The sequence below is a fragment of the Oryzomonas sagensis genome, assembly GCF_008802355.1.
Lineage (GTDB): Bacteria > Desulfobacterota > Desulfuromonadia > Geobacterales > Pseudopelobacteraceae > Oryzomonas > Oryzomonas sagensis.
On the sequence record NZ_VZRA01000001.1, the window covers coordinates 990,140 to 1,002,325 of the forward strand.

A 12,186-nucleotide genomic window follows, 5' to 3' on the forward strand; every position below is an offset into this window, starting at 1 on the left:
CGTAGCGCCCCTCATCCTATCCTTCTCCCTAGGGGAGCAGGGATACCGTTACCCTCTCCCTCTGGGAGAGGGTGGCCAAAGGCCGGGTGAGGGCCTCCGCGGGGCTTGTCTAGCGAGTGCGCCGATCCGACTATTCTTGAACAACCTTGAGTTCTCTCCAGACCGTGACGATGTGGCGGTAATCCTCGGGGGTGTCCATGTCCAGCACCACCCCTTGATCCTCGGTCTCCAGATGGCGGAGCCGCCCCGGGTCGCGGCGGACCAGGTCGCGCAGGGTGCCGGTGTCGTCGAGTTCGTCGAGAATCCCGCGGGGGAAGCAGGTAGGGTGGCCGCGCCTCCCCCCGTGGGAGGGGATGATGATGGCCCTCGGGTCGCGGCGGTGCGCCGCCAGCAACCCGGCGACGGTTGCGGGCAAGACCAGGGGGTGGTCGCAGGGGGCGATGAGGACCCCGCTGACGGTGGGCGGCAGTGCCGCGCGGCCGGTCCTGACCGAGCATGCCATATCGCCGTGTGGGTCCGTGGTCCGCACGATGCGAACCGGATGGCGGCGGGCCTCCTCGGCCACGGCCTCCCCCTGGGGGCCCACCACCACGATGACCTCTTCCGCCCCCCCGGCCAGCAGGCCTTCCAGGCAGCGGGTAATGACCGTCGTACCGCCCAAGGGGAGCAGTTGCTTGCAGGTCCCCATGCGCCGGGAGAGGCCGGCGGCCAGGAGGATCGCCCCGACCCGGCCCGTCACGGTTTTTTCCTGAGTTGGATCAACTGCCCTACGATGCTGACTGCGATCTCCTCCGGGGTCTGGGCGCCGATGTCCAGGCCGACCGGGGTGACGATCCGCCTTCGCTGTTCCTCGCCAACCCCCTCCTGCTCCAGGAGCGCCAGCAGGGTCTCCCGCTTGCGCCGGCTTCCCAACAGGCCCACGAACCCGGCCTCGGTGGCCAGGCATCCCCGCACGGCGTCGAAGTCGTGCAGGTGCCCCGGCGTGGCGATCACCACGAAGCTCTCCCGGTCGAGCGCCAGCTGCCCGAAAGCCTCTTTCCCCGGGGCGCAGACGATGGCGTCGGCCCCGGGGAGCAGGGCGTGGGTGCTGCAGTCGGGACGGTCGTCAACCACGGTCACGCGGAAGCCGCAGGTATGGGCGAGCAGTGTGACCGCCCTGCCCACATGACCGGCCCCGAACATGACCAGGAGCGGCCGGCGCCCCTGGGGGTCGATAAAGACCGTCATGCTGCCGCCGCAGGCAAAGCCCTGCTCCTCGGTCAGCACAAAGGGGAGGGTACGCTGTTCACCGTCGCCGAGGGCGGCCTGGGCCGCCCGGACGCTCTCCAACTCCACCCTGCCGCCTCCCACGCTCCCCAGCACGGTCCCGTCATTCCGCACCAGCATCTTGGCGCCGGACTTGCGGGGGGACGAGCCGCTGTGGGCGACGACGGTGGCCAGGACAAACGGTTCGCCCTGCCGGGCGAGCCGCGCCATCTCCTCGTAGAGTTCCAGATCGGTCATGCCGTGCCCCGGGCGGCCGCTACCTTCTCCGGCGTCAGGGGGAGCGAACGCACCCGGGCGCCCGTGGCGGCGAACAGGGCGTTGGCCACGGCCGGCGCGATGGGGGGGACGCCCGGCTCGCCCACGCCGCCGGGCGGCTCGTCGCTGGGGATGATGTGCACCTCCACCCGGGGCGAGCCCTGCATGCGCACCAGCGGGTAGGTATCGAAGTTGCCCTGCTCCACCCGGCCGTTCTTGAGGGTGATGGCTCCGTAGAGCGCCGCCGAGAGCCCGAAGACGATGCCCGATTCCATCTGGGCCGCGATGGTGTCCGGGTTGACGATCCGGCCGCAGTCGATGGCGCAGACGACGCGATGGACCTGCACCTGGCCCGCGGCATCCAGGGAGACCTCGGCCACCTGGGCGATAAAGCTGCCGAAGGACTCGTGCACGGCGATGCCCCGGCCGGTGCCGGCTGGCAGCTTCGTACCCCAGCCCGCCTTTTCGGCCGCGGTCTGTAGCACGGCCAGGTGGCGGGGATGGTGTGCCAGCAGCGAGCGGCGGTACTGGTAGGGGTCTAAGCCTGCGCTGTGGGCCAATTCGTCCAGGAAGCTCTCCACCACAAAGGCGTTGTGGGAATGCCCCACCGAGCGCCACCAGAGCACCGGCACCCCGTTCGTCGTGGTGTGCAGGTCCACCAGCACGTTGGGGATGTTATAGGATATCTCCGAGGCGCCCTCAACCGAGGTGTGGTCGATACCCCCTTTCACCATGGCCGACTCGAAGGGGGTGCCGGCGATGATGGACTGCCCCACGATGGTGTGGCGCCAGGCCAGGGGGAAGCCCGTGCCGTCCAGGCAGGCGGCGATGCGGTCATACCACATGGGGCGGTAGTAGCCGGCCCGCATGTCGTCCTCGCGGGAGCGGATCACCTTGACCGGTTTCCCGACCGCCTTGGCCACCTGCACCGCCTCGATGACGAAGTCCGACCCGGTGCAGGCCCTCCGGCCGAACCCCCCGCCCAGGAAGGTGGTCTCCAGGCTGACCTGTTCCGGCTTGAGCCCGGCCTCCCGAGCAGCGGCGTTGCGGTCCGCGGTCTGGAACTGGGAGCCGGTGCGGATCAGGCAGCTCTCCTTCTTCAGATCCACGAAGCAGTTGAGCGGTTCCATGGTGGCATGGGCCAGGTAGGGCACCTCGTACTCGGCCTGGAGGGTGCGGGCCGCCTTGGCCAGTTCGGCCGGGGCGTCGCCGTCATGGCGTGCCGCCAACCCCGGCATGGCGGAGAGCCGGCTATACTCCTCGCGCATGGCGGGTGTGGAGATTTGCGCCCACTGCCCCTCGTTCCAGGTAATCTCCAGCAGTTCGCGCCCCTTCTGGGCCGGCCAGAAGCCGTCGGCCACCACCGCCACCCCGGCGGGCACGGCCACCACCTGCTTCACCCCCGGCACCGCCAGGGCCTTCTGCGGATCGAAACCTTTCACCGTGCCGCCGAAGACCGGCGGCCGGGCGATGACCGCGGTCAGCATGCCGGGGGTGTGCACGTCGATGCCGAAGAGCGCCGTGCCGTTGATCTTGGCCGGGCTGTCCAGGCGGTGGATCGCTTTGCCGAGCAGTTGCCGTTGTTTTAGGCCCTTCAGCTTCGGCTCCCGGGGTACCGGCAGTTTGGCGGCCCGGGCCGCCAGGCTGCCGTAGCCGGAGCGCTTGCCGCCGGGGCCGATGACCACGCCGTTCTCGGCCCGGCAGGTTGCAGGCTCCACCCGCCACCCCTTGGCTGCCGCCGCCACCAGCATCTCGCGGGCCGCCGCGCCGGCCCTGGAGAGCCGCTCCCATTCGGAGCGCACGCTGCTGCTGCCGCCGGTCACCATGAAAGGGCCGTACTGGGCATGGTTGTATTCCGGCGCCACCGGTGCCGCCTCGACCCGCACCTTGTTCCAGTCGCACGCAAGCTCCTCGGCGATCAGCATGGGGAGGGAGGTGTAGACCCCCTGGCCCATCTCGGACTTGTTGACGATGACGGTCACGCTGCCGTCGGTGCCGATGCGCAGGAAGGCGTTGGGGGCGAAGGTCGTTGTCGCGGCAGCGGCGGCAGCGGCGCGGCCGCCCAGGGGGATATGGCAGGCCAGGACCAGCCCGCCTCCCGCCAGTAGGCCGGTCTTGATGAAGTCCCGTCGGCTCACCTTGATGATCCCGCTCATGACTGTTTACCTCCCTTCCCGCCCGCGGCGGCGGTATGGATCGCCCGCCGGATGCGGCCGTAGGTGCCGCAGCGGCAGAGGTTGCCGCTCATGGCGCTGTCGATGTCCGCATCCGTGGGGTGGGGCTTCTCTTTCATGAGCGCCACGGCGCTCATGATCTGCCCCGGCTGGCAGTAGCCGCACTGGGAGACCTCGTCGGCCAGCCAGGCCTTTTTCACGGGATGGTTTGCGGCGATCCCCTCGATGGTGGTGACCTTTTTGCCCTGTACCTCGCTCAGCGGCGTGATGCAGGAGCGTTCCGCCCGGCCGTCGATATGGACCGTGCAGGCGCCGCACAGACCCTCGCCGCAGCCGAACTTGGTGCCGGTGAGATGCAGGTGGTCCCGCAGCACCCAGAGGAGCGGGGTGTCGGGGCTGAGGTCCACGGACTGTTTCTTGCCGTTGAGGGAGAAGGTGATCACGGTTTCCTCCTTTAGTATGGCGCTGCCATGGGGGGAGAAGGCGGAGAGGTCGTTCTCATGTCGTGCAGAAAAATTGTAGCCGGAAACCGTGCCATGGCAAGGGGGGGATGCATTAAAATGGTATAAAGTCAAGTGGGGTATCAGGCTGCAATAGCAGTGGAAATGTCTCGGGAAGGGAAAAGGGCGGTTGCCGTAAAATGAGCTAGTGCAGCCTCACCCACCCCCGAACCCCCTCCCGTTGGAGAGACCGGAGTCAGGGGAGGGGGCTTGAATGCTTCAATCTGCTAGGCCCGCTCCAGCCCGGCGAACCGGAGCAGGAGCTTCTTGGGGCCGGCCGAGTTGAACCAGACGATGGCCTTCTGGGATTCGCCGCTCCCCTCGATCTTCCTGATGGTGCCCTGGCCGAATTTGGCGTGGCGCACCTTCATGCCCACATAGACCTCGCCGTACTCCTCCGGCGGCTCGGGAACGATCTCGACCTCGTTGGTCGTGCCGAACTGGGCGGCAGCGGCCAGGTTGTGGCTTGGGGCATATTCCTGGCGGATCGCTGACGTTTGCCCGAACGGCCGCTCCGTCCGGTAACCGCTCACCCCCCCGGTTCCCTCCTCATCCAGCAACTCCCCCGGTATGTCCTTGAGAAAACGGGAGGGCGGGTTGGACTGGTCCTGGCCGAACAGGTAACGCCGCCGGGCGTTCAGCAGGTAGAGCCGTTCCCGGGCGCGGGTCATGCCGACGTAGCAGAGGCGTCGCTCCTCCTCCATGCCGTCCATATCGTCCAGGGCGCGCACATGGGGGAAGAGCCGCTCCTCCATGCCGATCATGAAGACCGCCTTGAATTCCAGCCCCTTGGCGGCATGCAGGGTCATGAGCGTCACCGAGGGCTTGCCCTGCTCCCCCTGTTCCAGGTCAGACACCAGGGATACCTGCTCCAGGAATTCGGACAGGCCGGTCTCGGGGTTCTTCTCGCAGAACTCTTCCATGGCCGCCAGGAGCTGCTCCAGGTTCTCCAGCCGTTCCGCGTCCTCCTCGTCCCGGCTCTCCTTGAGCCGGGTCAGGTAGCCGCTCTCCTCCATCACCATGCGGGCCAGTTCCGGCAGCCCCAGGGATGCGCCGGTCTCACGGAAGCGTTCCATCATGGCGGCAAAGACCGCGACCTTGCCCCGCGGCCCGGCCCCCAAGAGTCCGCTTTCGGCGGCATCTTGCAGGGCGGCGTACATGCTGATTCCCCCCCGGCTGGCCTGGAGGGAAATCTTGTCGATGGTGGCGGTGCCGATGCCTCGGGCCGGGACGTTGATGACCCGTTTCAGGGAGATCTCGTCGGCCGGGTTGTCCAGCACGCGCAGGTAGGCCAGGATGTCCTTGACCTCCATGCGGGCGTAGAACCTGACGCCCCCCACGATGTGGTAGGGGAGCGCCTCGGACACGAGAGCCTCTTCAACCTGGCGCGATTGGGCGTTGGTGCGGTAGAAGACCGCCATCTCCTCCAGGGGGACGCCGTCCGCCCGCAAACGGGAGATCTCGCGGCAGACGGTGCGCGCCTCGTCCCGGTCCGACTCCACCCGCAGGTAGCGGATGTTCTCGCCGGCAGGGTTTTCGGTCCAGAGGGTCTTCCCCTTGCGGCCGAAGTTGTGTTTGACCACCTCGCCGGCGGCCTTGAGGATCGTGGCGGTGGAACGGTAATTCTGTTCCAGCCGGACCACGCGCACGCCGGGGAAATCCTTCTCGAATTCCAGGATGTTGCGGATGTCGGCCCCGCGCCAGGAGTAGATGGACTGGTCGTCGTCCCCCACCACGCACAGGTTGCGCCGTTCCCCCGCCAGGAGCTTGATCAGGCGGTACTGCACCGGGTTGGTGTCCTGGTATTCGTCCACCAGGATCCACTGGAAGCGTTCCTGGTAGGTCTGGCGCACCTCGGGAACGTCGGTCAGCAGGCGGACGGTCTGGATCAGCATGTCCCCGAAGTCCAGGGCGTTGCACTTCTTCAGGCGTTCCTGGTAGGCGGCATAGATCTGCACCAGCCGCTCGTTGAAGATGTCGCCGGTGGCCACGGCGTCCAGGTCCTCGGGGAAGAAGCCCCGGTTCTTGAAGTCGTCGATCTTGGCGCCGATGGTCTTGGGGGGAAAGCGTTTGTCGTCCAGGTCGAGTTCGGCCAGCACATCTTTCAGGAGCCGTTCGGAGTCCTTGTCGTCGTAGATGGCGAAGGACGACTCGAAGCCCAGATGATGGATCTCCCGGCGGAGGATGCGGCCGCAGGCGGCGTGGAAGGTGGCAATCTGGGGCACCTCGCCGCCGCCGAGCAGTTTTCTGACTCGCTCGGCCATCTCGTTGGCGGCCTTGTTGGTGAAGGTCACGGCCAGGATGTTCCGGGGGTGTACGCCCCGCTCCCGGATCAGGTGGGCGATGCGGTGGGTAATGACGCGGGTCTTGCCCGATCCGGCGCCGGCCAGGATCAAAAGCGGCCCCTCGCCGTGCAGCACGGCCTCTTTCTGGGGCGGGTTGAGGTTGGTAAGGAGATTCATGGTTCTTTTTTAGACGCTGGAGGGGGGCGCGTCAAGCGGAAAGCCTTCAGGAAAGCGTCAAACGACCTTTCGCGCGGGGGCCGCATTCATTTTCCTGCGCGTCCGTACACTATGCCGAGCTTGTCCATTCGTCCCCTCAGGGTGCTCGGATTGATGCCGAGCAACTCCGCCGCGCCCCCGCGGCCATGGACTTTTCCCTCCGTCATCCTGAGGACCTTGCTGATATGGAGCGACATCGCTTCATCGAGCCGTAACGGCCCCTCACCCTTTTCTTCCCGGACGGGCTGCGGTTCACCCTCTTTTTCACCAAGCGGCACGGAGTCGAATCTGAGTGGCCCCTCCCGATGTCTGATCAACTCTCTCTCCACCAAATTTTCCAGTTCGCGGACATTCCCCGGCCATCCGTAGTTCGTCAACCTCTCCAGTGCGCCCGGTGCAATGGATGGAGGAATGCCGATCCCGAATTCACGGCATTTCAGCGCCACAAAATGACGTGTGAGAGCCGGGATGTCCTCTCTTCTCTGTCGTAATGGGGGAACGATGATCGGAAAGACGTTCAACCTGAACCACAGGTCTTCGCGAAACTGATTTTCCGTGACCATGGCCCCCAGATCGCGGTGGGTGGCGGCAATGACCCGGATATCCACCGGGATCGGCTTGTCTCCGCCCACCCGCTCGACCTCGCGGTTCTGGAGCACGCGCAGCAGCCGCACCTGCGCCTGGGGCGGGAGTTCGCCGATCTCGTCGAGAAAGATCGTCCCGCCGTTGGCCCGCTCGAAGCGCCCCCGCTTTTCCGCAACCGCCCCCGTGAAGGCCCCTTTTTCGTGGCCGAACAGTTCACTGTCGATGAGGCTTTCCGGAATGGCGCCGCAGTTGACCTTGATGAAGGGGCCGTCCTTGCGGGGCGACATAAAATGAATGGCATTGGCGATGACCTCCTTGCCGGTTCCCGTTTCCCCCATCAAGAGGACGGTGTTGGACAGGGGCGCCACCTGCCGGACCATTTCCATGACGTTGCCCAACCCGGAGCTTCCGCCGATGATTTCGTCCCCCGCCTGGGACAGCAGTTCCCGGCGCAGAAAGCGGTTGTCGTCCAGGAGGATGTCCCGATACTTCACCTCCGCCTCGTGGGCGAGGGCATTGGCGAGTACGACGGCAAACGGTTCGGCCGCGACCGCCAGCAGGTCCAGGTGCTCATTCGTGAAACTTCCCTCGCCCCGGGCGCGGAGGATCAGAAACCCGATAAGCTCCTCTTCTATGCGAAGCGGCACCGCAAGGTCGGAAAATCCTTCCAGCTTGATACGCGGTGCAAAGGCCCGAACCTGTTTGTCCTGATCGGAGGCGGACAGGACAAAGGGGGCGCGCATCTCCCCGACCCACTTCCAAAGTTCTTCGGGGAGCGGCAGGATCTCCCCGGGATTCTCATAGCCGATGGCAGCAATGTGACGACACGCGCCGAGGGTCTTGTCGGCTATGTCGAGAAGCATGAACTCGATGGGGAAGATCTCCCGCAGATAGTCGTACACCCGTCCCAATGCCGTATTGATCTGGAGGCTGCTGCAAATCCTGAGCGTCACTGCTCTGAAGAATTCATCTTTGTCCACCGCCATGATCGTTGCCCCTGATGAGGTCGGTTGCCGGATGCAACTGCCGTATTCAGCAATTTATCCATTTTAGCTGAATACGGCAATAATTAACTGCTGTATTTAACAAACATGGTGAGCATAAGATTATAACACGCTGATTTATATGTATTTATATTTTGGCACGGACTTCGCTAATACCGATGGGATATTGGCTGTTTCACGTACTGCATTCCAGAAAGGGAGATCACATGGAAAGCCTTATCGCAAAAGCGCTACACCTGGAAACCGAGCCTGTTGCCATCTGCTATTCCGACACAAAGCCGGAAGGGGCGGTCCAATTCGCGCCCGGAACCGTCACCTCGTGCGTCATGTTCCTGTTCGCGTCCGCCCTCCGCGGGAAAACCGTCGTTTTCGACCGTGAGTCCTACGGTTGTTTCGGCGGCGGGGTCGGTATCGGGTTGGGCAACACCTATGAGCAGTTTCCGGGGGGAGTCCCGGGTTTCTGCCGCTTCCTGTCCAACGGCAATGAGAGCGACCCGGTTGGGAATGCGATTGGCGAGGGAATGAAAACCGCCGGCGTTCCGGGCCAGTTTGTGGACCAATTCCTCCACGGCGAGCTTTACAAAAAATCGCCGGAACTGGCCGACCAGTTCGTAGCCGATCTTCCGATCATGGAAATACCGGCGCGCTACGTTGTCATGAGACCTCTCTCGCAGATCGTTCCGGAAAGGGACAAGCCGGTTTCGGTGTCGTTCCTGGTGAACCCTGACCAGCTTTCGGCGCTGGTCATCCTTGCCAACTATGACCGGCCCGGTCAGGAGAACGTGGCGATCCCCTATGCCGCGGCATGTCAGGTCATCGGGATTTTGTCGTACAAAGAGGCGGCCTCCGAACGGCAGCGGTGCATGGTCGGTATGACCGACATCTCCGCGAGAAAGAATCTCAAAGGGCAGGGGATGGCGGACAAGCTCACTTTCACCGCTCCTTTCCGCCGCCTCTGCGAAATGGAGTCCCAGGTGCCGGGAAGTTTCTTCGAGAGGACGACATGGGGGAGTATCGTTTCCTAAAAGCTGCACGGTCAGGACCAGCATGCCGCCGAAGTCATGCCGCTTTCCGGGGGGTAAGGAGATTCATGGTTCTTTTTTAGTCGCTGGAGGGGGCGCATCAACGAAACAAGCCCGGCCGTCGGGCCGGGCTTGGGGGAACTGTCCTCAAGGGGGCTACACGAGGCCGTGGGCCACCATGGCGTCGGCAACCTTGGTGAAGCCGGCGATATTGGCGCCGAGAACGTAGTTGCCCGGTGCCCCGTACTCCTCTGCAATATCGTGGCAGAGTTGATGGATGTTGACCATGATGTCTTCCAGTCTCTTCTCGGTGTAGTCGAACTTCCACGAGTCGCGCTGGGCATTCTGCTGCATTTCGAGGGCCGATGTGGCAACCCCGCCGGCATTGGCCGCCTTGCCGGGGCCGTAGACGATGTTGGCGTCCAGGAACACCTTGACCCCCTCGGGGGTGGTGGGCATGTTGGCCCCCTCGCCCACGGCGATGCAGCCGTTTTTCACCAGGGTAGCCGCATCCTTGCCGTTGATCTCGTTCTGGGTGGCGGAAGGCATGGCCACCTGGCAGGGAATCTCCCAGATCTTGCCGTTGGGTACGTACGTGGCGTGCTTGTGGAAGGAGGCGTAATCCTGGATGCGCCGGCGTTCCACCTCTTTCAGTTGTTTGATCAACCCCACATCCAGTCCCTTTTCGTCCACGATGACCCCGTTGGAGTCGGAGCAGGCGATGCACCTGCCGCCCAGTTGGTGGATCTTTTCTATGGTGTAGATGGCCACGTTGCCGGAGCCGGAGACCAGGCAGGTCTTGCCGTCGAACGAGTCCTTGCGGGTCTTGAGCGCCTCGTTGATGAAAAAGGCGGCACCGTAGCCGGTCGCTTCGGTACGTACCAGGGAGCCGCCGAACTTGAGCCCCTTGCCGGTGAGAACGCCCGCCTCCCAGCGGTTTGTGATGCGCTTGTACTGCCCGAACATGTAGCCGATCTCCCTGCCGCCCACGCCGATATCGCCGGCCGGCACATCGGTATGCTCGCCGATATGGCGGTAGAGTTCGGTCATGAAGCTCTGGCAGAAGCGCATGACCTCGTCATCGGACTTGCCTTTCGGGTCGAAGTCGGAGCCGCCCTTGCCGCCGCCGATGGGCATGCCGGTGAGTGAGTTTTTGAAGATCTGCTCGAAGCCAAGGAACTTGATGATCCCCAGGTAGACCGATGGGTGGAAGCGCAAGCCGCCTTTGTAGGGGCCCAGGGCGCTGTTGAACTCAACGCGGAAACCTCGGTTGATATGCACTTTTCCCTTGTCATCCTGCCAGGGAACGCGGAAAATGATCTGGCGTTCCGGTTCGCAGATGCGTTCGATGATCTTGCGTTCCAGGTACTCGGGATGTTTGCTGACGACCGGGCCCAGGGATTCCAGAACCTCCAGAACCGCCTGATGGAACTCCGCCTCCCCGGGATTGCGCTTCAAGACCTCTTGGTAAACGCCTTCAAGTTTTTCATCGAGCTTTGCCATGTCCCCTCCAGTGATTAAAAATGTGGCATATGGTAGTCGAAAACAGGATTTATTGCAAATTTATTAATCACGTGTTTAAATATTGTGCACTGGTGGCGGCGGGCTGAATCGATGTGACCGGTTTTTATGCCGTTGCTTGTTCGGCCAAAGCTGATACCTTTTTTAAAACCCTGTGCATTTTTTTTAGGCGTTTGGCGCGAAAATTTGCACAGCAACGGCTCGTCGGGTTTGCCGGGCCTCGCATTTGCGTAACCCCCTGTGGGTGAGTTGCCCCTGGCAACCCATTAACGTAGCAGCAGAGTTGGTCTTTGTTGTCTTGTGTATACTTTTGACGTGGGTCAAATCGGCACGCTTCCTGCTCATGGTAAACTTCATTCCGTCTTTGGCGGGATTCGAGATTGGGCACCGGAGCCCGGCATTGACCAGAGTGCCGGGCTTATTCTTTTTTAAAATTCAGCCGCGAGGCACTGCAGGAGAACTTCATCCATGCTCGTAGTTGCCTGTATCAAACAGGTCCCCGACACCACCCAGGTGCAGATCGATCCGGTCACCAACACCCTGGTGCGCGAGGGCATCCCCTTTATCGTCAACCCCTATGATACCCATGCCCTGGAAGAGGCGCTGCGCCTGAAGGACCGCTTTGGGTGCAAGGTCGCCGTCCTCTCCATGGGACCGCCCAATGCCGAGGCAACCCTCAGGAAGGCCCTGGCCCTGGGAGTCGATATAGCCATCCTGCTCTCCGACCGGGTCTTCGGCGGAGCCGATACCCTGGCCACCAGCAATGTGCTTTCGGCGGCAATCCGCAAGCTGAACAGCGAGGTGGACGAGGTCGGTCTGGTGCTGTGCGGCAAGCAAACCATCGACGGCGATACGGCCCAGGTCGGCCCCGGCATCGCCACCCGCCTCGCCTACCAGCAACTCACCCTGGTGGACCGCATCGACAACCTGGATGTCGGGGGCAAGCGCATCCGGGTCAGCCGCAAACTGGAAGGACGCCACGAGATCGTGGAGGCGCCCCTGCCCGCCATGCTGACCGTGGTGCGCGAACTGAACCGGCCGCGCTATCCCCGCGTCCCCATGCGCCTGGCCGCGGCCGATGCCCAGGTGGAGGTCTGGAACAATCAGGTCCTCAAGCTGGACGAGCAGTCCATCGGTCTCAAGGGGTCGCCTACCTGGGTCAGCAAGATCTTTTCGCCGGAGCGGGCCAAGGGCGAGATCCTGGGAGACGGCGCCGCCGATCCCGAGGGTACGGCGGCGCTTTTGATCGACAAGCTGCTGGCGAAGGACATGCTGCCGCTGTAATAGATGTGAAACGTGAATAGTGAAACAAATGCTTGAAGTTTTTTCACCATTCATCTGGTTATTGAAGATTTTCT

9 protein-coding genes are annotated in these 12,186 nt (G+C 63.5%); 2 read left to right on the plus strand and 7 right to left on the minus strand.

The window, feature by feature from the left end:
- Window positions 1-130: 130 nt before the first annotated feature.
- The 6 genes from F6V30_RS04470 to F6V30_RS04495 all read right to left on the minus strand — a co-directional run bounded on the left by F6V30_RS04470 (window position 131) and on the right by F6V30_RS04495 (window position 8,267).
- On the minus strand, window positions 131-739 hold the full coding sequence (locus F6V30_RS04470; protein WP_151155340.1) for a nucleotidyltransferase family protein: 609 nt from the start codon (window positions 737-739) through the stop codon (window positions 131-133).
- Window positions 736-1,503 (minus strand): XdhC family protein, encoded by a 768-nt coding sequence (locus F6V30_RS04475; protein ID WP_151155342.1) that lies wholly within the window; start codon window positions 1,501-1,503, stop codon window positions 736-738. Before F6V30_RS04475 ends, F6V30_RS04470 begins: the two co-directional genes overlap by 4 nt.
- Window positions 1,500-3,677 (minus strand): xanthine dehydrogenase family protein molybdopterin-binding subunit, encoded by a 2,178-nt coding sequence (locus tag F6V30_RS04480; protein WP_151155344.1) that lies wholly within the window; start codon window positions 3,675-3,677, stop codon window positions 1,500-1,502. The genes F6V30_RS04475 and F6V30_RS04480 overlap by 4 nt, the downstream gene beginning before the upstream one ends.
- Window positions 3,674-4,138 (minus strand): (2Fe-2S)-binding protein, encoded by a 465-nt coding sequence (locus F6V30_RS04485; RefSeq protein WP_151155346.1) that lies wholly within the window; start codon window positions 4,136-4,138, stop codon window positions 3,674-3,676. The genes F6V30_RS04480 and F6V30_RS04485 overlap by 4 nt, the downstream gene beginning before the upstream one ends.
- A gap of 284 nt (window positions 4,139-4,422) precedes the next feature.
- Window positions 4,423-6,657 (minus strand): ATP-dependent helicase, encoded by a 2,235-nt coding sequence (locus tag F6V30_RS04490; RefSeq protein WP_151155348.1) that lies wholly within the window; start codon window positions 6,655-6,657, stop codon window positions 4,423-4,425.
- 86 nt (window positions 6,658-6,743) lie between these two features.
- Window positions 6,744-8,267, minus strand: a complete 1,524-nt coding sequence (locus F6V30_RS04495) for a sigma-54-dependent Fis family transcriptional regulator (RefSeq protein WP_151155350.1) — start codon at window positions 8,265-8,267, stop codon at window positions 6,744-6,746.
- Between the two features lie 224 nt (window positions 8,268-8,491).
- Between F6V30_RS04495 and F6V30_RS04500 the strand changes: the two genes are divergently transcribed.
- Window positions 8,492-9,310 (plus strand): DUF169 domain-containing protein, encoded by an 819-nt coding sequence (locus tag F6V30_RS04500; protein WP_151155352.1) that lies wholly within the window; start codon window positions 8,492-8,494, stop codon window positions 9,308-9,310.
- Window positions 9,311-9,463: 153 nt separating this feature from the next.
- Here the strand turns inward: F6V30_RS04500 and gdhA are convergent, their stop codons facing one another.
- Complete coding sequence (gdhA, locus tag F6V30_RS04505) at window positions 9,464-10,810, minus strand: NADP-specific glutamate dehydrogenase (RefSeq protein WP_151155354.1); 1,347 nt, start codon at window positions 10,808-10,810, stop codon at window positions 9,464-9,466.
- 486 nt (window positions 10,811-11,296) lie between these two features.
- On the opposite strand from gdhA, the gene F6V30_RS04510 reads away from it, so the two are divergent.
- Window positions 11,297-12,112 carry an electron transfer flavoprotein subunit beta/FixA family protein gene (locus tag F6V30_RS04510; RefSeq protein WP_151155356.1) on the plus strand — a complete coding sequence of 272 codons (816 nt, stop codon included), beginning with the start codon at window positions 11,297-11,299 and terminating at the stop codon, window positions 12,110-12,112.
- Window positions 12,113-12,186: the final 74 nt, after the last annotated feature.

Excerpts from the sequence above, each read along its gene's own strand:
- gdhA (WP_151155354.1), bottom strand. The coding sequence starts at position 10,810 with ATGGCAAAGCTCGATGAAAAACTTGAAGGCGTTTACCAAGAGGTCTTG.
- F6V30_RS04500 (WP_151155352.1), top strand. The coding sequence starts at position 8,492 with ATGGAAAGCCTTATCGCAAAAGCGCTACACCTGGAAACCGAGCCTGTT.
- F6V30_RS04495 (WP_151155350.1), bottom strand. The coding sequence starts at position 8,267 with ATGGCGGTGGACAAAGATGAATTCTTCAGAGCAGTGACGCTCAGGATT.
- F6V30_RS04480 (WP_151155344.1), bottom strand. The coding sequence starts at position 3,677 with ATGAGCGGGATCATCAAGGTGAGCCGACGGGACTTCATCAAGACCGGC.
- F6V30_RS04510 (WP_151155356.1), top strand. The coding sequence starts at position 11,297 with ATGCTCGTAGTTGCCTGTATCAAACAGGTCCCCGACACCACCCAGGTG.
- F6V30_RS04475 (WP_151155342.1), bottom strand. The coding sequence starts at position 1,503 with ATGACCGATCTGGAACTCTACGAGGAGATGGCGCGGCTCGCCCGGCAG.
- F6V30_RS04490 (WP_151155348.1), bottom strand. The coding sequence starts at position 6,657 with ATGAATCTCCTTACCAACCTCAACCCGCCCCAGAAAGAGGCCGTGCTG.